At 60.6% G+C, this 24,414-nt stretch carries 22 protein-coding genes and 1 tRNA gene; 12 read left to right on the top strand and 11 right to left on the bottom strand.

The window, feature by feature from the left end:
* Positions 1 to 6 precede the first annotated feature (6 nt).
* The 6 genes from cueR to GOW56_RS13485 form a co-directional block, all read right to left on the bottom strand.
* Positions 7 to 396 (bottom strand): Cu(I)-responsive transcriptional regulator, encoded by a 390-nt coding sequence (cueR, locus tag GOW56_RS13510; RefSeq protein WP_171118663.1) that lies wholly within the window; start codon positions 394 to 396, stop codon positions 7 to 9.
* Positions 393 to 2,861 carry a heavy metal translocating P-type ATPase gene (locus tag GOW56_RS13505; protein ID WP_171206222.1) on the bottom strand — a complete coding sequence of 823 codons (2,469 nt, stop codon included), beginning with the start codon at positions 2,859 to 2,861 and terminating at the stop codon, positions 393 to 395. The genes cueR and GOW56_RS13505 overlap by 4 nt, the downstream gene beginning before the upstream one ends.
* A 78-nt stretch (positions 2,862 to 2,939) precedes the next feature.
* Positions 2,940 to 3,704, bottom strand: a complete 765-nt coding sequence (locus tag GOW56_RS13500; protein ID WP_171206221.1) for an SDR family oxidoreductase — start codon at positions 3,702 to 3,704, stop codon at positions 2,940 to 2,942.
* Positions 3,701 to 4,633: an SDR family oxidoreductase gene (locus GOW56_RS13495; protein WP_171118657.1), complete on the bottom strand. Its 933-nt coding sequence runs from the start codon at positions 4,631 to 4,633 to the stop codon at positions 3,701 to 3,703. Before GOW56_RS13495 ends, GOW56_RS13500 begins: the two co-directional genes overlap by 4 nt.
* Entirely contained in the window at positions 4,630 to 5,532 is a 903-nt protein-coding gene (locus GOW56_RS13490; RefSeq protein WP_171206220.1) for a bile acid:sodium symporter family protein, read from the bottom strand. The genes GOW56_RS13495 and GOW56_RS13490 overlap by 4 nt, the downstream gene beginning before the upstream one ends.
* Positions 5,529 to 6,845, bottom strand: a complete 1,317-nt coding sequence (locus GOW56_RS13485; RefSeq protein ID WP_171168841.1) for an NAD(P)/FAD-dependent oxidoreductase — start codon at positions 6,843 to 6,845, stop codon at positions 5,529 to 5,531. Before GOW56_RS13485 ends, GOW56_RS13490 begins: the two co-directional genes overlap by 4 nt.
* Before the next feature lie 65 nt (positions 6,846 to 6,910).
* On the opposite strand from GOW56_RS13485, the gene GOW56_RS13480 reads away from it, so the two are divergent.
* Positions 6,911 to 7,570, top strand: a complete 660-nt coding sequence (locus tag GOW56_RS13480; RefSeq protein WP_171118653.1) for a TetR/AcrR family transcriptional regulator — start codon at positions 6,911 to 6,913, stop codon at positions 7,568 to 7,570.
* Between the two features lie 256 nt (positions 7,571 to 7,826).
* A complete protein-coding gene (locus GOW56_RS13475; protein WP_171206219.1) occupies positions 7,827 to 8,522 on the top strand; it encodes a THxN family PEP-CTERM protein in 696 nt (231 codons plus the stop codon).
* A gap of 387 nt (positions 8,523 to 8,909) precedes the next feature.
* Here GOW56_RS13475 and GOW56_RS13470 read toward each other — a convergent pair whose 3' ends face one another.
* Positions 8,910 to 9,530 (bottom strand): pyridoxamine 5'-phosphate oxidase family protein, encoded by a 621-nt coding sequence (locus tag GOW56_RS13470; RefSeq protein WP_171206218.1) that lies wholly within the window; start codon positions 9,528 to 9,530, stop codon positions 8,910 to 8,912.
* Between the two features lie 12 nt (positions 9,531 to 9,542).
* Positions 9,543 to 10,007 (bottom strand): nuclear transport factor 2 family protein, encoded by a 465-nt coding sequence (locus tag GOW56_RS13465; RefSeq protein ID WP_171206217.1) that lies wholly within the window; start codon positions 10,005 to 10,007, stop codon positions 9,543 to 9,545.
* A 293-nt stretch (positions 10,008 to 10,300) separates the two neighbouring features.
* On the opposite strand from GOW56_RS13465, the gene GOW56_RS13460 reads away from it, so the two are divergent.
* From GOW56_RS13460 to GOW56_RS13450, 3 genes are all read left to right on the top strand, one after another.
* Entirely contained in the window at positions 10,301 to 10,864 is a 564-nt protein-coding gene (locus tag GOW56_RS13460; protein WP_171206216.1) for a TetR/AcrR family transcriptional regulator, read from the top strand.
* Between the two features lie 139 nt (positions 10,865 to 11,003).
* A complete protein-coding gene (locus GOW56_RS13455; RefSeq protein WP_171206215.1) occupies positions 11,004 to 12,161 on the top strand; it encodes an acyl-CoA dehydrogenase family protein in 1,158 nt (385 codons plus the stop codon).
* A gap of 191 nt (positions 12,162 to 12,352) precedes the next feature.
* Entirely contained in the window at positions 12,353 to 13,624 is a 1,272-nt protein-coding gene (locus tag GOW56_RS13450) for an FAD-binding oxidoreductase (protein ID WP_171206214.1), read from the top strand.
* A gap of 2 nt (positions 13,625 to 13,626) precedes the next feature.
* On the opposite strand, the gene GOW56_RS13445 is transcribed toward GOW56_RS13450, so the two are convergent.
* Entirely contained in the window at positions 13,627 to 14,328 is a 702-nt protein-coding gene (locus GOW56_RS13445) for an SDR family oxidoreductase (RefSeq protein WP_171206213.1), read from the bottom strand.
* 103 nt (positions 14,329 to 14,431) lie between these two features.
* On the opposite strand from GOW56_RS13445, the gene GOW56_RS13440 reads away from it, so the two are divergent.
* On the top strand, positions 14,432 to 15,283 hold the full coding sequence (locus tag GOW56_RS13440) for a LysR substrate-binding domain-containing protein (RefSeq protein ID WP_171206212.1): 852 nt from the start codon (positions 14,432 to 14,434) through the stop codon (positions 15,281 to 15,283).
* Here the strand turns inward: GOW56_RS13440 and GOW56_RS13435 are convergent.
* Positions 15,274 to 16,176: a LysR family transcriptional regulator gene (locus tag GOW56_RS13435; protein ID WP_171206211.1), complete on the bottom strand. Its 903-nt coding sequence runs from the start codon at positions 16,174 to 16,176 to the stop codon at positions 15,274 to 15,276. The two genes, GOW56_RS13440 and GOW56_RS13435, sit on opposite strands and share 10 nt — an antisense overlap.
* A gap of 75 nt (positions 16,177 to 16,251) precedes the next feature.
* Here GOW56_RS13435 and GOW56_RS13430 point away from each other — a divergent pair, with 75 nt between their 5' ends.
* From GOW56_RS13430 to GOW56_RS13410, 5 genes are all read left to right on the top strand, one after another.
* Positions 16,252 to 19,464 (top strand): reductive dehalogenase, encoded by a 3,213-nt coding sequence (locus GOW56_RS13430; protein ID WP_171206210.1) that lies wholly within the window; start codon positions 16,252 to 16,254, stop codon positions 19,462 to 19,464.
* 125 nt (positions 19,465 to 19,589) lie between these two features.
* Positions 19,590 to 20,456, top strand: a complete 867-nt coding sequence (locus GOW56_RS13425; RefSeq protein WP_171206209.1) for a xanthine dehydrogenase family protein subunit M — start codon at positions 19,590 to 19,592, stop codon at positions 20,454 to 20,456.
* Entirely contained in the window at positions 20,453 to 20,932 is a 480-nt protein-coding gene (locus GOW56_RS13420; protein WP_171206208.1) for a (2Fe-2S)-binding protein, read from the top strand. The genes GOW56_RS13425 and GOW56_RS13420 overlap by 4 nt, the downstream gene beginning before the upstream one ends.
* On the top strand, positions 20,932 to 23,187 hold the full coding sequence (locus GOW56_RS13415) for a xanthine dehydrogenase family protein molybdopterin-binding subunit (RefSeq protein ID WP_171206207.1): 2,256 nt from the start codon (positions 20,932 to 20,934) through the stop codon (positions 23,185 to 23,187). Before GOW56_RS13420 ends, GOW56_RS13415 begins: the two co-directional genes overlap by 1 nt.
* A complete protein-coding gene (locus GOW56_RS13410; RefSeq protein ID WP_152458904.1) occupies positions 23,180 to 23,425 on the top strand; it encodes a MoaD/ThiS family protein in 246 nt (81 codons plus the stop codon). Before GOW56_RS13415 ends, GOW56_RS13410 begins: the two co-directional genes overlap by 8 nt.
* On the opposite strand, the gene GOW56_RS13405 is transcribed toward GOW56_RS13410, so the two are convergent.
* Entirely contained in the window at positions 23,422 to 24,126 is a 705-nt protein-coding gene (locus GOW56_RS13405) for a DUF374 domain-containing protein (protein ID WP_171168817.1), read from the bottom strand. The genes GOW56_RS13410 and GOW56_RS13405 overlap by 4 nt on opposite strands.
* A 141-nt stretch (positions 24,127 to 24,267) precedes the next feature.
* Between GOW56_RS13405 and GOW56_RS13400 the strand changes: the two genes are divergently transcribed.
* Positions 24,268 to 24,343, top strand: a tRNA-Trp gene (locus tag GOW56_RS13400).
* The last annotated feature ends 71 nt before the right edge of the window (positions 24,344 to 24,414 follow it).

Here is a 24,414-nt window from a genome sequence, read left to right as displayed (position 1 = left end):
CCCAAGTCAGCCCTTCCCGCCCAGATCCTGCAGGATCGGGCAATCCGGCCTGTCATCCCCGGCGCAGGCGTCGATCAGGTGGCTCAGCGTCTCGCGCATCGCGTTCAGGTCGGCGATCTTGGCTTCGATCTGCGCCAGATGATCCCGCGCGACCTGTTTCACATCTGCACTGGCGCGGGTTTCATCCTCGTAAAGCGCCAGCAATGTCCGGCAATCCCCGATGGTGAATCCCAGAGCCCGGGCCCGGCCCAGAAAGTTCAGCTTGTGCACATCCTGATCGCGAAATCGGCGATAGCCGTTGTCGTCGCGCAGCGGTTTGATCAGGTCGATGTCTTCATAGTACCGGATCGTCTTTGCAGGCAGGCCGGTGCGGGCGGACACATCTCCGATATTCATGCGTGCACCTCCTTGGCGGGCGGGATCGGGGTTTCCGGCACGCTGGCTTGAACGCGACGCAGACGCAGCGCGTTCGAGACGACAAAGACGCTCGAAAGCGCCATTGCGCCCGCCGCCAGTGCCGGAGACAACAGATGGCCTCCGAACGGGTACAGCGCACCAGCGGCGACCGGGATCAGCAGGACATTGTAACCGAATGCCCATCCCAGGTTCTGGCGAATGTTTCGCATCGTTCTGCGGCTGATCTCGGTTGCATTTGCAACCCCGCGCAGATCGCCGGACATCAGAACGACATCAGCGGTTTCGATGGCCACATCGGTGCCCGTCCCGATGGCGATGCCGATGTCAGCCGTTGCCAGCGCCGGGGCGTCATTTATGCCGTCGCCGACGAAAGCCAGCGTTCCGAACTGGTCCCGCAAGGCGGTGATCGCATCCACCTTGCCGTCGGGCAGCACTTCGGCGGTGACGTGATCGATACCCAGCCGATCAGCCAAGGCCTGCGCGGTGCGCGCGTTGTCTCCGGTGACCATGGCCACGGTCAGACCCATTTGGTGGAGCCGCTCCAGCGCCTCTTCTGTGCCGGGTTTGACCGGGTCGGACACAGACAACGTGGCTGCGGCCTGCCCATCCAATGCGACGAACAATGGTGTTGCCCCTTCGGCGGCGCGGGCGTCTGCCTCGCTTGCCAGGGCTCCAAGGTCTATCCCGCGTTGTTGCATAAGCCGGTGCGACCCGATCAACACGTTGCGGCCGTCAACCAGCCCCTGCATGCCAAGCCCGGTAAGCGACAGGACGTCCGTCGCCTGTGGCAGCGTCGCAGGCCCGGCCCGGGTGATCGCCGAAGCTATCGGGTGTTCCGACCGCGCCTCGAGGGCGGCGGCCAGCCGCACAACCTCATCCCTGTCAAACCCGTTCGCCGTCAGAACATTGTCCAGTTCTGGACGGCCCAGTGTCAGGGTCCCGGTCTTGTCCAGCGCGATGACGCGTGCCTGCTGAAGCTGCTGCAAGGCATCGCCCTTGCGGAACAGCACCCCCAGTTCGGCCGCGCGCCCGGTGCCGACCATGATCGAGGTAGGAGTGGCCAGACCCATGGCGCAGGGGCAGGCTATGATCAGCACGGAAACCCCGGCGACAAGCGCCAGCGGCAGGGCGGGGCTTGGGCCGAAGATCAGCCAGGCCGCGACGGCGATCACGGCGACCAGGATGACCGCCGGGACAAAGCGATATGTGATCCGATCGACCAGGCCCTGGATCGGCAGCTTGGCCCCCTGCGCCTGCTGCACCATGCGAACGACCTGGGCCAGCACCGTGTCGCCTCCCACGCGCGTCGCCCGAACCCGCAAGGCGCCGGTGCCATTCACGGTTCCTCCGACAACAGCCGCGCCAGCTGATTTTCCAACGGGTATCGGCTCGCCCGTGATCATGCTTTCATCGACGTAAGCGGTGCCCTCGAGCACTTCGGCATCCACCGGCACACGTTCGCCCGGGCGGATGTGCAGGATGTCGCCCACCGCAATCTCGGCGATAGGGCGGTCTTCTATCCGGCCATCGATTTCGACCCGCGCGCTTTTGGGCTGAAGGCCCGCCAGTTTACGGATCGCAGCCCCGGTTTTGCCCTTGGCGCGCGCCTCCATCAGACGGCCCAGAAGGATCAGAACGACAATCACAGCCGCCGCCTCGTAATAGACGTTGGCAGTTCCGATCGGTAATGCGCCGGGGGCAAATGTGGCCACCACCGAATACAGATAGGCCGCCCCGGTTCCCAGCGCGACCAGCGCGTTCATATCCGGCGTGCCCCTCAGCAACGACGGGATGCCCTTGCGATAGAACACACGACCGGGTCCCAGCAGCAGGGCCGTTGTCAGGGCGAACTGAATCAACTGGCTGGTCTGCGTACCGATGGTGGCGTGTACCCAATGGTGGAAGGCGGGGATCATGTGCCCGCCCATCTCAAGTATGAACACGGGCAGGGCAAGAGCGGCCGCCAGCAGAGTGGCCCGGGTCAGCCCTGCTGTTTCAGTGTCTGCGCGGTCTTCGGGTGTCGAAGCGGCTTGAAGCCGCGCCGGGTATCCGGTGTCGGTGACCACCTGTGCCAGCGCCTGTGGCGTCGTTGTCCCAGCAGCGTAAGTCACCGCGGCAGTTTGTGTCGCCAGATTGACCTGCGCTTCGATCACACCGGGGCTGGCCTTCAGTGCGCGCTCGATCTTGGCCACGCACGAGGCGCAGTTCATACCTTCAATGATCAGATCCGCCCGGCTGGTCTCGGCCGGATGCCCTGCCGCGTCCAATGCCTTGGTCAGCGCCGAAACCGGCCCGTCAAAAGCCACCTGTGCGGACTTGGTTGCAAAGTTGACTGAGGCCGTTTCCACCCCGGGCACATCACGCAGCGCCTCTTCAACGCGTCCCACGCAGGATGCGCATCCCATGCCCGTGATTTTCAGCTCTGTCAGTGCTTTTTGCGCCATGCGACTCGCCCATGAAGTTTCCTTACTCACCAGATGGGGGTTCCAGTGACGGGAAGGTCAAGGGCCTGGGGCAGTTTTTTAGTGCCCCGCGCCGCGCATGTTGCGCTCCATCATGCGCTGATACAGGCGTGGCGAAAGGCGGTTGAGCCACCAGGACAGGCGCGCCACGCGGCCAACCGGGATCATGGGCAGCGATTTGTCCAGCCCGCGCAGGATCGTTTCGGCGGCGGCCTCGGGGCTCATCTCGTCCATCCCGTCCTTCGCCGATCCGGGCCGCGCTGTGCCATCCGCCTGCTCTTGTGCGTTGCCGGGGTTGGTGGCCACAAAGGACGGGGCAGCGATCAGAACCTCAACTCCATGAGGGGCTTCTTCCGAGCGCAGCGATTTGAAGAACCCCTCCAGCGCGTGTTTCGAGGCAGCATAGGCCGTCCGATGGTAAAGCGGTGCAAACCCGGCCACCGATGAGATGGCCAGATGTGTCCCCTTTGATGCCCGAACCGGGTGCAAGAACGCGCGGGCCATTTCAACGGCCGCAAAATAGTTGATGTCAAACAGAGTTCGGTGGCTGGCCGCGTCGGACTTTTCAAAGCCCCGGATTTGCGTGACACCGGCGTTGTAGATGACCAGATCGATACTGTCGCTGGTCGCGATCACCTTTTGGGTTGCTCTGGCAAGCTGGTCGGGATCCGTCAGGTCGCAGCCAACAGGCAACTGGTTCGGCCCGGTGTCCAGACCTGAAACATCGAGATCCAGCAGCACCACTCGCCACCCGCGACTTTGCAGGGCATGGCTGAGGGCCCGCCCCAAACCGCCCGCCCCGCCGGATATGACAGCCGTCTTCATAGCCCCGCCTGCTTTTGCCAGAGCGCGAATACCTGGGCGCTGGTTTTTTCCGGCGTGTAACCGAAGTCGGATTTCAGGGCGGTGTTGTCCAGAACCGGTCGATATTGCAGAAATCGCACCTGTTCCGGGCCATAGCGGGACAGACCCAGCGGACGTGCAGCGGCCAAAGCCGATTTCAGCGCCCAAGCGGGCAGGCGCAGAACCGGTTTTCCCATCGCACGCGCCAGATCGGTCACGCCCATCGCGCCGTCCCCGGCGACGTTGTAAACGCCGTCCGGCCCGTCGGTTGCCGCGCGCTTCAGGATGCGTGCCAGATCATGCGTCCAAATGAACACAAACGGGCTTTCGCTGCCGACCACGGCCAGCAGGCGGGGTTTGTGAAACAGGGCGGTGATCTGGTTTTCGGACCCGGCCCCCAGAACCGTGCCCACGCGCAGCACGACCTGTTCCAGATCGGGGGCGGCTTTGCGAACCTCGGCCAGCATCTCTTCGACCTGCCTTTTGTGATCGGAATACGGGAACTCTGGGTTGCCGCGCAACGGATCATCCTCGCGCAGGGGCACGGGGTTGTCCGGGTGATAGCCGTAGGCCGCACCCGAGGATGTGACCACCAATCTTCGCACTCCGTTTGCAAGGGCCGCGTTCACCACCTTGCGGGTGCCCTCGACATCAACCGCATATGCCGCTGCCCGTTCCATTTTTGGCGGAGGCGTCACGATGGAGGCCAGATGCACTATGACTTCAGGCTTCACGTTGGAGATCACGCGCGCGGGCGCGTCGGTCGTTACATCCAAGGGCAGATAGTGGACGTTTTCCGGCATGCTGTCGGGGCGTTTGATATCCGTTGCAAAAACATCGTGCCCCTTAAGTTCGGGCAACAGTGCCTGCCCGACCATGCCGGCGGCGCCTGTGATCAGGATACGGCTCATCGCGCGGCCTCGGTTCGGGCCATGACCGACGCCAGGGCAATCCCCGAGATCGCGTGCCAGATGCCCCAGAATGCGGCCACGACGGCCATGCCGCCCAGCCCGTGGAAAAAGGCAAAGATCAGAACCAGCCCAAGGCCGGAATTCTGAATGCCGGTTTCGATGGTGATGGCGCGGCGATCGAAAGGGGACAGCCGGGTCAGAGTGGCCACAACCCAACCGCCCCCCAGCGCCAGGGCGTTGTGAAGGATCACAAGCCCGGCAACAGCCCCGGAAAAGCTGAGGAAGAACCCCCAGTTCGCGCCCAGGGCAAGTAAGATGAAAGCCGCAAAAATACCCATCGACAGGTATTGCAGCGGCGCACGCAACCGTGCGGTCAGGGCCGGGCGGCGCTGGTTCAGTGCGATGCCCAGAACCAGAGGCAGGATCAGCATCAACCCGACAAGGATTGCGATTTGAACCGGGTCAATCTGGGTCTGTTGCAGGATCGCGCGTGTCGGCGGATACAACCCGCCCCAAAGCGCAATGTTGAAGGGCGTCATGAAAATTGCGCCGATGGTCGCAAAGGCGGTCATCGACACCGACAGCGCCGCATTGCCACCGGCGCGGTGCGTAATGAAGTTCGAGATATTGCCGCCCGGACAGGCTGCGACAAGGATCAGCCCAAGCGCAATTGACGGTCGCGGGGCCGTCACCCACACAAGCGCAAAAGTCAGCGCCGGCAGGACCAGAAATTGGGATACCAGCCCGACGATCACTGGTTTCGGCGCGCGTCTGAGGCGATCAAAATCCCTTGGTGTCAGATCGATCGCAATCGAGAACATCACGATCGCCAGTATCGCATTCAACAGCGTCAGAGAGGCCGGGCTGAAATTCAGCGTAATTTCGTCGATACCACTCATACCGTGGCTTTCCGCAGCCGTTCGATCCACCCGGTGACAGCCTTTCTGTAGGTGGCCTTGTCGACGTAGTAAGCCATTCGCGGCAGATCGATATAGCTCATGCCTCCGGTGGCGCGCTTATAGTCTTTTTGTTTTGCAGCCTTCAGATCGGCCGCCACCGGGCAGCCCTTTTGAAGACCTTTGATATAGCGCGCCACCATTTCGGCCTGCTCGTGCCTGCCCTGCCAGCCCAGACCCGTGGCCTCGACCATGCCCAGCACAAAAAGATCGTCCCGTTCGGGGTGCATCGCGTTCAGGTACAGATGTGGGGCATCACCCTGCCAGTTCAGCAGGCCCCGGTCGATGAACGGATAGTGCAGCTTGTATCCGGTCGCGGCGAGAATCATGTCATATTCTTCGCGCGTGCCGTCCTTGAAATGCACGGTTTTGCCTTCCAGGCGGTCGATATCGGGGCGAATGCGCAGGTCGCCATGGCCCGCGTGATACAGGACCAGCGAATTGACCACCGGGTGGCTTTCGTATAGCTGGTAATCGGGCTTGGGAAAGCCGTATTTCTGCGGATCACCGACAAACCAACTGAGGATGAGGCTGTCCAGCTTGCGCTTCAACCACATCGGCAGGCGGATCTTGCCGCCCATCGTGTCGGCCGGTTTGCCGAAAACGTATTTCGGCACGAAGTAATAGCCGCGCCGCATGGACAGATCGCAGCGTTCTGCGTGATGGATTGCGTCAACCGCAATGTCACAGCCGGAATTGCCCGCGCCCACGACCAACACGCGCTTGCCGTCGAACTGACTGGGGTACCGATATTGCGAGGCGTGGATCAACTCGCCGTCAAACGTGCCAGGAAAGCTGGGCATATTCGGTTCCGACAAGGTGCCGTTTGCAATCAGTACCCCTGCGAATTCAGCCTGATGCTCACCTTCGGCGTCCCGCCAGCCAACACGCCAACCGTCACCGGATTTGCCCAGCGGAGTGATCCGGGTGACTTCTGCATTGAACCAGTAGCTTTCACGCAGGCCGAAACGATCGGCAAAGGACCGGAAATAGTCGCGCATCGCCCGATGCGAGGGGTACTCGGCCACAGCCTCATCCATCGGGAAATCCTCGAATTCGGTCATGCGCTTTGAAGAGATCAGATGCGCCGATTCATACATGGTTGATCTGGGGGCATCGATATCCCACAGACCGCCCACATCCGAATGCAATTCGAAGCCCTGAAAGGCGATGCCCTGTTCCTTGAGCACCTTGGCTGCCGCCAAACCCATCGGCCCCGCCCCGATCAAGGCGAATGCGTTGCGCGTCTGTGTCATGAACCCTCCCGAAGTTCGTGATGCTTAACTTGAACGAACGACCAAAATAAGGCAAGATAATATTCATGAGTCCAAAAAACATAGAAAAACCAAGGCAAAGAGCACCGTCCAAGCGATCGCTTGAAACCAAGGCGCGGATCATGGATGCGGCTGAAACCGTCTTTGCCGAACGGGGATTCGAGGGTGCGTCGATCCGGGATATCGCGGCCTTGGCGGGGGTTCAGATTGGTCTTGTGCACCATCATGGTGGTGGCAAGGAGGAGTTGTTTTACAAAACCGTGGCGCGGCGCGCGGACGCGTTGGCGCAGCTTCGGATCGACGCGTTGAACAGGGCCAAGGCCGTCGCTCCGCTGACGCTTCACAGCATTCTGGACAGCTTTATCCGACCCTATGTGGACCTGGCAGAAACGGGTGGGCCCGGATGGATGGCATATGGGCGGTTGGTGGCCCACGTATCGGTTGACCCCAGGTGGCGCGATATCGCAGCGGAATGTTTCGACCCTACCGCCCAGCTGTTCATCACCGAGATCGCCACGCTTTACCCGGATGTCGATCCTGCGGTTTTGGCAAGTGGCCAGGTTTATTCGGTCTCGGCGATGCTGGCCCATCTCAACAGTGGATGGCGGGTCAAAGCCCTGTCGCAGGGCGGTGACGTATCAGGCATGGACCGTCTGGTGGACTTTTGCGCCGCCGGTATCGAAGCAATGGTACGATCCGACCGTTGATGAACCATCACGCGGCGCCCACTTGTGTGTTCAATCGTTGAGCTGGCGCCTTGTATCCTAAGTATCTGTTTCCAAAAGTTGGACAATTGGCGCAGGCTAGATGATTGTGTCCTTTTTGACGCTCTTTGGGGCGTCATTCGCCTTGATTAAGGTGAAAACGTGGCGTCAATGTGGCGCGTGAGCTGGGAATATGATCCTGTTGTGCTACTCTTTCCCAGAGTGGTTTGTAACGAGTATTCATACGTAAGGTGGGCACATGACATTCATACGAAACATAGCTGCGATCGCTGTTGCAGGTGTGATGACCGCAAGCGGTGCGTCGGCGCTGACCATTTCCAGCATCTCGCCCTCTTGGCAAAACGTAAATCCAAGTTCCGGCGTTACTGAAAGCACCTCTGGTTCTACGATTTCTCTTCGCTGGGGAAGTGGCAGCAGCTCGAGTGGTTACGATTTCACGCCAACTGGCACGCCAATTTCAGGTCTGATGCCTGGAACTGCTTTTGCTCTGGGTCAGTTCTCGCATCTGAATTTCCCGATCACGGGAACAACCCTAAGCTCTGTCGACCTCCTTGTCGATATACTGATCAGCGGTGGCCCTTTGGTGTCTTCGTCGTTTGCCCTGACGCATAACGAGACATTGAATCGTCCAGCGAACTGTCCGGCGGATGCTACCCCTTGTGATGACATCGTGACCATTACCAACAATTTGGGCTCTCAGAGCTTTAATTTTCGTGGACAGAATTATGTGTTCTCGGTCCTCGGGTTCTCTCAGGACGGCGGCAGCACCATTTCGAACGGCTTCAGCACAACGGAAAACATGCAAAACGTCGCAACGCTGTATGGGGAATACACGGTAGCCCCTGTGCCGCTGCCCGCTGCTGGCTGGCTGCTTCTTGGCGGCATCAGCGGTCTGTTTGTGATGGGGCGGCGGAAAAAGCGCAGCACGGCCTGATCTGGCTTTACATGCTCTCACCATTCTTGGTGGTGAGAGCAGACCTGGAACCGGGCCGCTCTTTGGCCAGGTTCTTCAGTCTTTCAGCCTATGCGCCCCGTGGGCCCGAGTTGATGGCATTGGCCTGAAACGACAAGCGCGCTTGCCGGGTTCCTGCCGCAGTGACGCTCGGTCATCATTCTTGCTGCAAATGTTCGAACAAAATCTTGCTGAATACCGATGGCGGCGATGTTCGTACCGCACTGGGTGAAGCGAAAAAACCGAACATGATGATCAGAATGATTAGGGCAGTACCGGCAAGGCAAGCCGCCGAGAGGTGAAAGACCGAGCGAACCATTGCGACACTCCCTTCTCTTGAAATCCGTAAATTCTGTGAGGGCTGAAACGTCAACCTGACTTTGCCAATTGCTGTTTCAGCCTTTGGTTTTCCGCCTGCAACTCTGCCAACTGCTGCCCCAGCCTGTTCAGATGAGGGCGCAACTCTGCTTCGGTGAACCGCGGCGTGATGTGGCTTGGGCAGTTCCAGTCCAATGCCTCGACGCGGATGATCACGGCCCGTTCGGCCGGTCCCTCGGCCTCTTCCGGGTAAAGGGTGGCGGCCGCTGTTTCGCCTTCCGTGAACTCTACGCGCCCAAGGATCTTAAGGCGGCGTCGGTTGGCGTAATCCATCAGGATCATTGCAATACGATCATTGCCGTCCAGATTCCCGCGCGAGATATACTGTTTATTGCCCGAAAAATCCGCATATCCGATGGTCTGAGGGCCAAGTACCTTCAGAAACCCTGTCGGCCCGCCCCGATACTGCACATAGGGCCAGCCGGTCTCGGACACGGTGGATTGATAGAACCCGTCCCGCGCCTGAATGAACTCTTTCTCGGTGTCTCCGATCAGATGGCCTTGCCGCGGGCCACCTGCAATGAACTTGGCATAGGTTCTGGCCGATCCCATCCTTTCTTGATGGGCGCGCACAGCGGGTGTGAAGGTCAGTTCGGAAAAAGCGCGGGGCATTGGAAAATCCTTTCAAAGACCCAGTTCGGACAACCCGGGGTGGTCATGAGGGCGTTCGCCCAAGGGCCAATGAAACAGCCTGTCATCTTCGGCTATCGGAAGATCGTTGAGCGAGGCATGGCGATGTGACATGCGCCCGTCATCGGCGAATTCCCAGTTTTCATTGCCATAGGATCGGAACCACTGACCGCTGTCGTCGCGCCATTCATAGGCATAGCGTACGGCAATGCGATTTCCGGCAAAGGCCCACAGTTCCTTGATCAGGCGATAATCCAGTTCCTTCCGCCATTTGCGGGTCAGAAAGGCGTGGATGTCGGCGTGGCCGGACAGGAATTCAGCCCGATTCCGCCATTGACTGTCATCCGTATAGGCGGGCGTCACGCGGTCGGGATCGCGACTGTTCCAGGCATCTTCCGCCGCGCGCACTTTTTGAGCGGCAGTTTCCAACGTGAAGGGGGGCAAGGGGGGTCTGGACATTTCGCAAAAGGCTTTCAGGTGAGGGAGGCGGCAAGAAGAGCCATGGTCAGAAGGAAGGGGACGTACTGAGGTGGAAAAATGCTGGCGCGACGTTTCATCGGTCAAATCCTCGGGTGTACAGATCGGTTAACTTACAGGCAAAGTGTACCGATCTGTAAACTTTTGCAAGTGGAAATTTCATGGTGAGACAAGGCGCCTGGTAAAACTATTTCAAAACAATGCTTTGGACTGAGGTCATTGTACTTCACGTTCCATGATAATATGTACAGAACGGTACACCATGGAGCCGAATCATGCGCCCAAACAAACGGGATGAGTTGGTCAGCAAGGCCCTGAAGGTCTTTTACCGCGACGGGTTTCACGCAACCGGCATGGACAAGCTGGTTGTGGAAACGGGCGTGTCCAAGACGTCGATGTACAAGCATTTCCGCACCAAGGAAGACCTGATCATCGCCGCGCTGCGCTTGCGGGATGAGAACTTTCGCAACTGGTTCTTTCAGCGCATCGACGAGATGGCGGAAACACCGGCCGATCAGATCATCGTCAGTTTCGATGCCCTGAAAGAGTGGTTCGAAGAGGACGGGTTCCGGGGCTGCATGTTCATCAAGGCCGGGGCCGAGTATCAGGACAAGGATCACCCCATCCATGTGCAGGCCGCCGAACACAAACAGCTTTTGCTGGAACACTTCACGGCCATAGCCCGGCAGGCCGGCGCGCATGATCCTCGGAAGCTCGCGAGTCAGATCGTGTTGTTGCAGGAAGGAGCCATCGTTTCCGCCGTCCTGCTCAAGAACTGCGATCCGGCGGAAGACGCCAAGGATGCGGCCAAGCACCTTTTGGCCAAAGCACTGGCTTAACCCCGCCAGCCAAAAGGTGTTCTCTGACATCGCAGGCCGAGACGTTGCGTTGTTCCTCAAAGGGACGCGGCGTCACAAGGATTGGCGTGAACCGAACACGGCGCTAGCCTTTTCGGAAAGACCGATTGGAGGGCGTTCAATGTCACTTTTCACTTCGACTGCGGCATGGGTCACTGATGAACACCGCATGTTCGCGGATATGGCGGGTCGGTTCATGGATGACGAACTGTCGCCCAATATCGAAACCTGGGTTGAAAACGGCGTCGTGGATCGCGATTTCTGGCGAAAGGCCGGCGAAACCGGGCTGATGGCGGGTGCGATCCCTGAAGAATATGGCGGCGTCGGCGGCGGCATGGGCTTTGACGCCATCACGGCCTACGAACAGGGCGCGCGGGGTGATGCGGGTTGGGGCTATGGCATTCAGTCGATCGTGACCCACTATCTCACCGCTTATGGCAGCGAAGAACAGAAGAAGAAGTGGTTGCCCAAACTGGCGTCGGGTGAATTGGTCGGCGCGCTGGCAATGACCGAACCCAGTACCGGTTCGGACGTACAGGCGGTGCGGACGACGGCCGAGAAGGACGGCAACTCCTACCGGTTGAACGGGTCTAAAATCTTCATCACGAACGGACAGACTGCGGATCTGATCATCGTGGCCGCCAAGACCGACAAGACCGCTGGTGCACGCGGCGTTTCGTTGATCGTGGTGGAAACTGACGGGTGTGAAGGTTTTCGCCGGGGGCGGAATCTTAAGAAACTGGGCATGAAAGGCAATGACACTGCCGAGCTGTTTTTCGAAGATGTCAAAGTGCCGATGACAAACCTGTTGGGCCCCGAGGAAGGGCAGGGTTTCTATCAGCTGATGAAACAGCTGCCGTGGGAACGGTTGAATATCGCGATCATGGCGCTGGGCGCGATCGATTTCGCCATCGGCGAAACCGTGAAATACGTGCAGGAACGCAAAGCCTTCGGGAAGCGGGTGATGGATTTTCAGAATACCCGGTTCAAACTGGCGGAATGCAAGACCAAGGCCGAGGTTCTGCGCAGTTTCATCAATGATTGTATCGGGAAACTGGAAACAGGCGAGTTGGACGCGGCAACTGCTTCGATGGCCAAATACTGGGGATCCGAGGTGCAAAACGAGATCATGCATGAATGCCTGCAATTGTTCGGCGGCTACGGGTTCATGATGGAATACCCGATTGCGCGTCTTTACGCGGATGCCAGGGTGCAGATGATCTATGGCGGCACCAACGAGGTCATGAAAGAGCTGATCGCGCGATCGCTCGACGTCTGAGCCCACCACGCGGGCTCTCCCGCCCGTCGTCTTCATTCCTCACGGAATGACTCCTCCGGTTGGGCCCGGCAGGCCCGGGCAAAGCCCGTTCCTGCCGGGCCTGTTTCGTTGCCGCAGCACGGGTCAAAAGGCCGCTTGCAAAGGGAGGGGCATCGGTATGATGATCCGCCGACAAGACTCAGAGGCCCGACGTGAACGATCCCGAACATGCACTTTGGCAGACCACTTGCACCGAGACAGTCCCCGCACCGCCCCTGACCGCTGACGCAGCGGTTGATCTGGCTGTCTTCGGAGGTGGCTACACCGGTTGTTCAGCGGCTTTGACCGCAGCCCGCGCCGGCGCGTCGGTCTGCCTGCTCGAGGCGCAGGAAATCGGGTTTGGCGGTTCGGGGCGCAATGTCGGTCTGGTCAATGCGGGGCTGTGGCTGCCGCCGGACGACATCCGTGCGCATATCGGTACTGAACCGGGGAACCGTTTGATCGACTTGCTGGCCAAGGCGCCGTCGGATGTGTTTGCCTTGATCGATGAATATGGCATTGCGTGTGAGCCCGTGCGCAACGGAACCCTGCATTGCGCTCATTCCGCGTCGGGTTTGAAGGACCTGCATACGCGTCATGCGCAGTTGAGCGAAGCCGGAGCGCCGGTTGAGCTGTTGTCGGCGGATCAGGCGGGTGAACGCACCGGCAGCCAGGCCTTTCAAGGTGCCTTGTTCGATCCACGGGCAGGAACCATTCAGCCTTTGGCCTATGCGGTGGGTTTGGCGCGCGCGGCGTCACAGGCCGGGGCGCGGATACACACGCAAAGCCCCGTGCAGACCATGACATATGAGGGCGGGCACTGGGTTCTGGTGACACCGGGCGGGACGGTTCGGGCAAGATCGGTCATTCAGGCGACGAATGCCTATCATCTTGCGCTGCCGGATACCGCGCCTGCCTATGTGCCGGTCTACTATTTCCAGTATGCCACGGCCCCGCTGACCGACAATTTGCGCGCCAGTATCCTGCCAAGGAAAGAAGGGTGCTGGGATACCGGGCTGATCATGACGTCATTCCGGCTGGATCAGGCGGGTCGGATGATCGTTGGCGGCATGGGGGATCTGGGACATGTCGGCCGGGTTGCACATTCCGGTTGGGTCCGGCGCAAGCTGGCCGAGCTCTATCCGCAATTGGCCGACCAGCCGTTGGAACACGGGTGGCACGGGCGGATCGCAATGACATCGGATCATATTCCAAAGATCACGCAGATCGGCCCCAACGCTTTGGCCGCACACGGGTATTCCGGTCGCGGTATCGGCCCGGGCACGGTGTTCGGTCGCATGATGGCCGAAAGCCTTCTGGCCGATGATCCCTCGCTTCTGCCGGTTCCCGCCGTGTCGGAACACCGCGAAAACTGGACGCGCGTGCGCCGCGCCTTTTTTGAATCCGGCGCGGCGCTGACGCATCTTGTAAAGGCGCGGTTCTAAGCTCAGACAGACCGGGTGATACCGCCGTCCACCCGGATATTCTGTCCGGTGATGTAACCGCCGCCCTCCGAGGCGAGCAGAGCGACGACCGAAGCGATCTCGTCGTAGCTGCGCCCATAACGACCCATCGGAATGCGGCTGCGGAATTCTTCTTTCTCGGGCAGGCTGTCAATGAAGCCCGGAAGAACGTTGTTCATGCGGATATTCGCGGCGGCATATTTGTCCGAGTACAGCTTGGTGAAGGCGGCCAGCCCGGCGCGGAACACGCCCGACGTCGGGAAAACCGGATCCGGCTCGAACGCGGCAAAGGTCGAGATGTTGATGATCGAGCCTCTCCCCTGCGCCTGCATGATCGGGGTCACAAGCCGGGTTGGGCGCACCGCGTTCAGGAAATAGACATCCATGCCGGTGTGCCAATCCTCATCCGTCAGTTCAAGGATCGGGGCACGGGGGCCGTGACCGGCAGAATTGACCAGAACGTCAATACGCCCCCAATGGGCCATGGCGGCATCGACAAGTTTCTGCAAATCCTCGGTGGACTGGTTCGAGCCGGTAATGCCGACGCCGCCCAGCTCTTTTGCCAAAGCTTCCCCTTTGCCCGAGGAGGACAGAATGCCGACCTTGAAACCGTCCGCCGCCAGCCTCCGGGCGGAATCCGCCCCCATGCCGCTGCCGCCCGCTGTGATAAGTGCTACTTTTTCCATCTGACATCTCCGTTTTCAGTTGATCCCAAGATGGCTGTCGGACAGTGGTTTGACCAATCAGTTCTGCTGCCTCTATTCTGTAGAAAATCTACTGGACAACAGCATGACCGCCCTTCCACCCCTTAACGCCTTGCGCGCTTTCGAGGCTTCTGGCCGTCACTTGAACTTTCGACTGGCCGCCGAGGAACTCGGCGTTACACAAGGTGCCGTCGCGCAGCAGGTGCGCGGGCTTGAAGCACGATTGGACGAGGTTCTGTTCGACCGCCTGCCGCGCGGGTTGCGCCTGACGGATGCCGGGCGGCGGTTTCACGCGCCCCTGCGGCGTGCTTTCAGCTTGATCGAAGAGGCTGTGGCCGACCTGTCTCCGGACCGGCGGATCACGTTGTCGGTCACGCCCAGCTTTGCCTCGAAATGGTTGGTGCCGCGTTTGTCGGGCTTCACGGACCTGTATCCGGACATCTCGGTTCAGGTGGATGCGCGCGAGCGTCTGGCGGATTTCAGTTCGGATGGCGTCGATCTTGCAGTCAGGCAGGGTCGGGCGCCGTTTGCGCCGGAACTGGAAGCGGTGCCTTTGTTCTCGACCGAATTCATCCCGGTATGCAGCCCTTCTGTTGCGGGCGGAATCAGCACCCCTTCTGACTTGATGAAGCAGGTATTGCTGAACGATACCCACGGATTGTGGCCCTTGTTCCTTGAACGGGTGGGTGCAAGCGGAAAGCCCAGAATGATGAGCTTCAGCCAGACCAGCCTTGCTATCGATGCCGCAGTTTCGGGGCAGGGGATAGCACTGGCCAATGCGCCTCTTGTCGCGCCCGAGGTGGCCTCGGGCCGTCTTGTTCAGCCGCTTGCGGATGTCCTGCTTGCAGATCTGGGGTTTTACGTGGTTGCGCCCCGCAAGCCGCGCCAGCCGCAACTGGTCAGGATCATGCGCGACTGGCTGTTGTCTCAGGTTTGAAGGGATGCGGCGATCGCCTCAATCCGGGCCCGAACCCAGCGATGGGCCGGGTCATTGGCCGACCTTTGGTGCCAGACCATGTAGATCGACACCGGCGCGCATTCGAACGGCAGTGGCGCGCAATCCAGCATGGCCAGCGGGCCCTGTTTCATCAGCGCCGTGTCGGTCGAGATCAGGTCGCTGCCCAGTATGAAGGCCGGGATGGCGTTGAAATGCGGCAAGGTCACCACCGCTGGCCTGATCTGGCTTTGATCGACGCCACGCATGACGGCACGGGCATTGCGGCCATCGGCAAAGCGAACCTCGACATGATCGCAGTTGCAATAGGCGTCCCAACTGTCCGGGGGCGTGCGCTGTGTGGCGTCATGGAACAGCATCAGCGGGCTGGTCATCAGACGTTTTTGAAAGATATCCGGCCCATCCGGCGGCAACGGGGTCAGCATCAACTGGCATCTGTCACTGCGCAGCAGCTCGGGGTCGGGCACGCCTGAAGGAATGAATTCCAGCCGCAGGCCTGCGCCTTCGGCACGTGTTTCTCGAAACAGCTGCGGAAAGATCAACTCGCGCGGCATGTCATTGGTGGCGATGCGGATCCTGATCTGTTCAGACTGCGGGTCGAACGGCCGCCCTTCGGTCAGCGCCCGCATTCCGTCCAGCACCTTTTGCGCGGGCTCCTTCAGGGACAAGGCGCGCTCGGTCGGGGTCAGGCCCTGACCGGAACGGACAAACAACGGGTCGCCCAGCACCAGCCGGAGCTTGGCCAGCGTGTGGCTGATGGCCGATTGCGTGACGCCCAGCCGATCCGCAGCTTTCGAAACCGAGCTTTCCTCGAGAATGGTCAGAAAGGTGCGCAGAACCCTGCCGTCGAGATCGGTGAAATCGATTTTCTTCATACCACTTATGATTATGCATGAATGGTTTCGCTGTCCATGACGGGGTAGGGGATGGATGGCAACAGGAGGCGCATAATGGGAATCCGCTTTTTCTCGGACAAGAACCGGCCCGTTCACATGGGGCGATACCCGTTGGAGCGTTTGACCCGACAAGATACCATGCCGGATTTGTCGCGCGTGCCCACCATGGGCGAACTGAGTTTCCACCGGCCGGAACGGCCCGACAGCATCGTCAACGCCATGGGCGAGTTTCAGGCGATGCTGGACGCGATCCGCGACGGGTTGGTGAACCCGATTGCATCCGAGATCCCCTCAGACCCGCAGGAGCGCGCAAACCATCTGAAGGCATTTGGGTATTTCAACGACGCATCGATGATGGGCTGCGGGCCGTTGCCGTCGGATGCACTGCTGGACGAACCACGTCGCAATCCCGATATCGACCGGCTTGCCCACGCGCTGCGCACGCGCCAGACCAAAACGCTGGCCTCTGGGATCGATCTCATCATGGCCGATCTGAAAGACAGTATGGAGGCCGCGCCCAAGCCGATTGACGACCACCGTCACGCCATCGTCATTCTTTGCGAACACAATCGCGACCCTGACCCTTCCGAACCCGGTGCGGACTGGATCATCGACGCGCAGGATCATCGTGCCTGCCTGCTGGCAACCGAGAATGCCGTGGTCATCGCCAACTATATCCGACTGCTGGGTTTTGACGCCCGCGCGCACGGTGTGATGTCGTCCGAGGTTGATCTGGGCAAGCTGGCCGTGGCCGCCGGTCTGGCCTCGGTCGAGGGCGACCAGCTGGTTGCGCCTTGGCTGGGCACCCGGTTTGGCCTTGCAGCCGTGACGACAGAGATGCCCATCGCGCATGACCGGCCGCTGAGGCCCATGGCGCAACAGTCGTGGTTTCGAACCCAAGGTCCGGCATGGTGGCTGGGCACGGGATTTGCCAAGAACGCCCTCAACCGTGACCCATATGCCAAACGACGCTTTGTGGACGGGGCCCATCCCTTCGAAAAGCTCAAACGGGTCGAGGCTCCGACAACCTATATCGACGAAGAGAATGTTGCCCGCGTTCCCAAGCGCGCCGACATGTTCGCCCGCGCCCAGTTCGGCGACATGGGCAAGTCATTGCAGGACGCCGCGAAAGGCGGGTACTACGTGCGCAAGGCCGCGCCCAGCTTTGCCCAGCGTCGCGCGCTGGGTGCATTCGTTCTGTTGCAGGATGGTGAAAGCGCCGAGGTCGCCGGACCCACCGATGCCGAGCGCAATGCGGCGAACATCAAGGCGGCGACCTATTTCCTGGGGGTCGATGCGGTGGGCCTCAGCCGCTGCCCGGAATGGGCGTGGTATTCTCATGACGCCACGGGCGAAGAAATCGTGCCGCCTCATGATCAGGCCATCAGCATGATCATCGATCAGGGCTATGAAACGATGGAAGGTGCCAGTGGTGACGACTGGATCAGCGTCGCCCAATCCATGCGCGCCTATCTGCGCTTTTCGCTGCTGGGCGGCGTGATCGCCCAGCAGATCCGCAACCTGGGCTACAAGGCCAAGGCGCATACGGTGATGGATGGCGAGGTGCTGCAACCGCCGCTGTTGCTGCTCTCGGGGTTGGGTGAGGTCAGCCGGATCGGAGAAGTTATCCTGAACCCCTATCTGGGCCCGCGCCTGAAATCAGGCGTGGTGACGACCGACATGCCGATGACGCATGACAAACCCATCGATTTCGGCCTGCAAACCTTTTGCGAGTCCTGCAACAAATGCGCCCGCGAATGTCCCTCGGGCGCGATCACCGCTGGACCGAAGCTGATGTTCAACGGTTATGAAATCTGGAAATCCGACAGCCAGAAATGCGCCACGTACCGTGTGACGACCCCGGGCGGCGCGATGTGCGGGCGCTGCATGAAGACCTGCCCGTGGAACCTCGAAGGCATCTTCGCTGAACGCCCCTTCCGGTGGGCTGCGATGAACATCCCCGCCGCCGCGCCCGCGCTGGCCAGGCTGGACGATGCGGTCGGCAATGGCGGGCTGAATGACATCAAGAAATGGTGGTGGGATATCGAGTTGCAGCCCGACGGCGCCTATCGCCCCACGACGCACCCGTTGAACCGGCGCGATCTGCAAAAGGATCTGGACCTGAAATATGAAGATCAGACCCTGGCCGTCTATCCCGCTTATCTGGCTCCGCACCCCTGGCCCTATCCCTTTGCAATGGACCGAGAAGCCGGGATTGCAGCCTATGAGGCCATGGTGACGGCCGACGAGTACAAGGCCCGCAAGGCAAGCGGGGACATGTCGATCATCCATCGCTATCAGATCGCCGGTGATGCGCCTGTGATGCGGGTCGCCGTGACCAAGGTTGAAAAGATGACGGCGGATGTCACGAAATACGAATTTGCATCGCTGGACGGTGCGCCCCTGCCGGGATGGACAGCGGGCGCACATCTGGACGTCCTGGTCGCGCCGGAATTTCTGCGGCAATATTCCATGTCGGGCGACCCGTCGGATCGTACGACCTATCAGATCGGCGTGCTGCGCGAAGATGACGGGCGTGGCGGGTCAGCGCTGTTGCATCGCATCTTTACCGAGGGCCGAAAGGTTTTCGTGTCCAAACCGATCAACCACTTTGAATTGGATGAAACGGCAACCAGAACATTCCTCATGGGTGGCGGCATCGGAATCACCCCGATGATCGCATTTGCCCACCGCCTGCATGCGCTGGGCCGCGATTTCGAATTGCACTATTCGGCCAGCACACGGGGCGGGGCGGGGTATCTGGATGACCTGGCCGCCATGCCCTGGGCGGATCGCGTTCATTACCATTTCTCGGATGAAGGCACCCGCGCCGACCTGAATGTGATTCTGTCCGGCTACCGGGATGGATGGCATGTCTATACCTGCGGGCCGGATCGTTACATGAACGGCGTGATTCAGGCGGCCGAGCAGCAGGGCTTTCCCGAAGTGGCACGTCATCTGGAGTATTTCTCGGTTCCTGAAACGCCTGAATATGAAAACCACGCGTTTGAACTCAAGCTTGCGCGTTCGGGCCGGACACTGCCCGTGCCCGCAGACAAGGACGCGGCGCAAGTTCTGAACGAAGCCGGTTTTCATGTGGATGTGAAATGCGCAGACGGCATCTGCGGCGTCTGTAAATGCGGTGTCATTTCGGGCGAGGTCGAGCATCGGGATTTCGTTTTGTCCCGCAAACAGCGCGAAGGCGCCATGATCCTGTGCCAAAGCCGCGCGGCGGAACCTGATGGGGTGATCGAAATCGATCTCTGAACCCTGTCCAAAAGCGACATTTGGAAGTTGAATTTTGGTCGCTCGGCCCATGGACGCCGGACGAGGGGTGAATTAACGTCGCCGCGAACCCAGATATTCCTGACCAACAGGTACGAGGTAGCTTCATGGATTATCACAGCCCCGCCAGCTTTGCCGAAGCTTCGGCTCTGGCCGCGAACGCGACGGGCATCACACGTTTTCTGGCGGGCGGTACGGATGTACTTGTGCAACTGCGCTCGGAGCTGGTGACGCCCGATACGCTGATCGACATCAAGAAAATCAACGGTGTACACAACATTACCCGCAACGACGACGGCAGTTGGACGATCGGCGTGGCCGTTACCGGCGCCGAGATGAGCGAGCACCCCGAGCTTGGCCGCGACTGGCCCGGTGTGGTCGAGGCGATGGACCTGATCGGTTCAACTCAGGTTCAGGGCCGCGCGACGTTGACGGGCAATCTGTGCAATGGCTCACCTGCGGCTGATTCCGTGCCCGCCATGGTGGCCGCAGGCGTGACCGTCACCGTAACCGGCCCCGATGGCACGCGTGACGTTGCGGTTGAGGACATCCCGACCGGGCCCGGCAGGACCTCGCTGGCGAAGGGCGAGTTGATCTCGGCCATCAACATCCCTGCACGCGGCGATAATGGGGGCGACGCCTATCTGCGTTTCATTCCCCGTACCGAAATGGACATTGCGGTGGTGGGCGTTGGTGTGAACCTCCGCCTGGATGGTGACGTCATCACCGAGGCGCGCGTGTCGCTGGGTGCCGTGGCACCGACCGTTCTGTTGGTTGAAGACTGTGCCAAAGCGATCATCGGCAGCACTTTGGCCGATGCCGCCCTTGACGCACTGGCCGCGGCCGCGTCGGCCGCCTGCAATCCGATCGATGACAAACGAGGTACGATCGCGTTCCGTACCGAAGTCGCTGGCGTTCTGGCCAAACGTGCCGCAAAGATCGCCTATGCCCGCGCGAAGGGAGAAAACGCATGAGCAAGCTGCACGTATCCACCACCGTGAACGGGGACGCAGTCGAATACCTGTGCGACCCGCGGGAAACCCTGCTGGACTGTCTACGCGACAAGCTGAACCTGACCGGCGCCAAAGAGGGCTGCGGCACTGGTGATTGCGGCGCGTGTTCGGTCAACGTCGATGGCCGCCTTGTGTGCTCGTGCCTGATGCTGGGTGTCGAAGCCGAAGGCAAGCAGATCGAGACCGTCGAAGGGATTGCGGATGGTGACATCCTGCACCCGTTGCAGAAGAAGATGATCGAATATGCCGCGCTTCAATGCGGCATCTGCACCCCGGGCATTCTGGTGGCGGCGAAGTCGCTGTTGGAGAAGAACCCCAATCCGACCGAGGAAGAAACGCGCTATTGGCTGGCGGGCAACCTGTGCCGCTGCACCGGCTATGACAAGATCATTCGCGCCGTGATGGACACGGCCGCTGAGATGCGGGAGGCGTCATAATGGCTCTAGACGATCGCAAAACTGATTTCACCTTCGTTGGCACCCGCCCCGATCGCCCCGACGGTTTGGACAAGGTGACGGGCCGGGCCAAGTTCGGTGCGGATATCTCGGCCCCCGGCATGTTGCACGGTGCGATTCTGCGCTCACCCCATGCCCATGCCCGGATCGTCAGGATTGATACCTCGAAAGCCGAGGCATCGAAGGACGTCAAAGCCGTCGTGACCCGTGCCGATTTCGCCGATGTCCCATTCAAGCCCGGGCTCGAAGGTGAATTCTGGAATGTGCTGGAAAACGTCATGGCGGGGGAAAAGGCGCTCTATGACGGGCACGCGGTTGCTGCGGTGGCGGCCACATCTGCCTTGGCGGCACGTGACGCGCTGAAACTGATCGAGGTCGAATACGAGGTGCTGCCGCACGTCACCGATGTGGACAAAGCGATGGCCCCGGATGCGCCGGTGATCCGGGAAGGTGCTGCGGATTATTCGGTGCCGGAAGGGATGCACCCGAACGTCGTGCGTTATCACGAAAGCGGGCACGGCGATGTCGAGGCTGGGTTTGCCGAGGCCGATCTGGTCATCGAAGACAGCTTTGTGACCGAGGCGACCCATCAGGGCTATATCGAACCGCACGCCTGTCTGGGCATGCTGGGCAATGACGGCAAGGGTGAGCTGTGGTGCACAACTCAGGGCCACTGGATCGCGCAGAAAACCTGTGCGGCGTTGCTGGGGATCGAAACCTCGCAACTGCGCGTGACTGCGTCTGAAATTGGCGGTGGTTTCGGCGGTAAGACCACGGTGTTCATCGAACCCGTTGCTCTGGCGCTAAGCCGCAAGGCAAACCGACCGGTCAAGATCGTGATGACCAGGTCCGAGGTTTTCCGGGCCACCGGGCCGACCTCTTCGGCGTCGATGGACGTGAAGATCGGCATGAAGAAAGACGGCACGATCACGGCGGCGCAGGGTGTCTTCCGCCTGCAAGGCGGGGCCTTCCCCGGCGCCCCGGGCGACATGACGGCCATGTGCGCCTTTGCGCCCTACAACCTGACCAACGTCAAGCAGATCGGTTACGACGTGATGTCGAACCGTCCGAAACAGGCCGCCTACCGCGCGCCGGGTGCACCCATGGGCGCCTTCGCCGTAGAATCCGTCATTGATGAGCTCTGCAACAAGCTGGGCCTCGATCCTATTGATGTGCGTCTGAAAAATGCCGCGCATGAAGGCACGAAGGCCAGCTATGGCCCGACCTACGAACGCATCGGTCTGGTCGAAACCCTTGAGGCTGCCAAAGCGCATCCCCATTACTCGGCACCGCTGAAGCCGGGGCAGGGGCGCGGGGTTTCCTGCGGTTTCTGGTTCAACCACGGGGGCGAGACCAGCGTTTCACTGGCACTGTCCGAGGATGGTTCGGCGCAGTTGATGGTCGGAACACCCGACATCGGCGGGTCGCGCGCATCCATGGCTCTGATGGCGGCCGAGGTTCTGGGCATTCCGTATGAAAACATCCGCGTGACCATCGCCGACACGGCGACGCTGGGTTACAACGACGTGAGCCATGGTTCGCGCGTGACCTACGCGTCGGGCCTCGCGACGATCAAGGCCGCAAGACACGCGGTCGAGAAACTGTGCGAACGTGCGGCGGCCAAGTGGGGCATCCCGGTCGATGCGGTGAAATGGGAAGACGGCTGCGCGGTACCCTCGGGGCCCAATGCAGGGGATTTCGACCCGCTGCCTCTGGCCGATATCACGGCGGATATGGGATCGACCGGAGGCCCGATTTCGGGCCATTTCGAAGCCACCCCCGAAGGCGCGGGCGTATCCTTTGGCACCCACATCGTCGATGCCGAGGTCGATCCGGAAACCGGCAAGACATCGATCACCCGCTACACGGTCATTCAGGATGCCGGCAAGGCGATCCACCCGACCTATGTGGAAGGGCAGTATCAGGGTGGCGCCGCGCAGGGCATCGGCTGGGCACTGAACGAGGAATACATCTATGGCGAAGATGGCCGGTTGCAGAACTCGATCTTTCTTGACTACCGGATTCCCGTTGCCAGTGACCTGCCGATGATTGACACGGTGATCGTCGAAGTGCCCAACCCGGGCCACCCGTTCGGGGTGCGCGGCGTGGGCGAGACGGGCATCGTGCCGCCCCTGGCCGCCATCGCCAATGCGGTGTCCAATGCGGCGGGTGTTCGGATGAAGCAACTGCCGATGTCTCCGCCGCGCATTCTGGCGGCCCTGAAGGAAAATGGTTGAGGTCCACCTCTGGTCCGGCCTCCGGTCACTGACCGGGGGCCAGCAAGTGGTTGAGGTCGAGGCCAAAACCACCGGAGAGCTTTTGCGGGCTCTGGTCCGGGCCCACCCGCAGTTGCAGGCCCCCATTGACGCGGGGGTCTCCATCGCGATCGACGGGCGTGTCATTGCCACAGGGCTTACCGAGCCGATTCCCGAAGGCAGCGAAGTCTATCTGATGCAACGTCTCAGGGGCGGTTAGGCGTCAGGTGACCAGGGCTCGCGCCCGACCATCCGGTCAGCTTCTGCCGTGATGTCGTTCATGTGCTGCTCCAGGCTCAGGCGCAGGGTCTCGATTTCCTCTTCGCTGGCCTTGCGGGGCACCGTTTCAGTCCATTCCCGGCACAGAAACACGCCTTCATTTCGCCAGGGGCGGGGCATCAGAAGGTGATCCCAGGTTCCCGCTTCGCGACCATGTTTCGTGGAGAAGGTGATACCGAATACGCGCTTGCCCGAGGTGCGCGCCCATACCAGCGGAACCGTCGACAGAACCCGTTCCGGCCCGCGCGGTCCGTCTGCCGCGATCCCAATAGAGATACCCTGCTTCATCTTGCCCAGAACTTGACGTGACAAGGCGACGTGGCGTGTCTTGCTGGCCATGGCGATCGTGTCCATGCCAAACAGCTTTTGTACCCGGCCCACCATGCTGCCCGCCCGGGCAGAGGAGGTGATCGAACAGATGCGCCCCTTGTCCAGCGGGAAGAAATAGGGCGACTGCGCCAGCCGTTGATGCCACAGCACAACGATGACCGGCTCACCTTGTTCGGCCAGCTGATCCAGTTCTTCGTATCCGATGCGCTGCCAGCGTGTGTTTCGGTTGACCAATCGAATGTAAGTGGCAATCCGGCGGGCCACCCAGTTCAGCACGGCTTCGCTGTCTGCGATCTTCTTGCGGAGGTTCACACGGGGTTCCTTTTGCTGACCGGACCTTGTCTTAGCGCACTGCACATTTTGCGCAACTTGTTTGTCGGCTCAGATAGTGGTGTGGAATTCGAAAAAGCCTCTTGAGTCCGCCGCGCGGCTGTCATATCTGGGGCTCACCACAGGGGTATAGCTCAGTTGGTAGAGCGACGGTCTCCAAAACCGTAGGTCGCGGGTTCGAACCCTGCTGCCCCTGCCATCCGCATCAAAACACCAATCGGCAATCGTGCTTGGCGCGTTTACAGCGTCCGCGGCTTTCGGCTATGGCCG

The sequence above is a fragment of the Ruegeria sp. HKCCA0235A genome, from assembly GCF_013033235.1.
Classification (GTDB): domain Bacteria; phylum Pseudomonadota; class Alphaproteobacteria; order Rhodobacterales; family Rhodobacteraceae; genus Ruegeria.
This window is presented reverse-complemented; position numbering and strand designations above follow the sequence as displayed.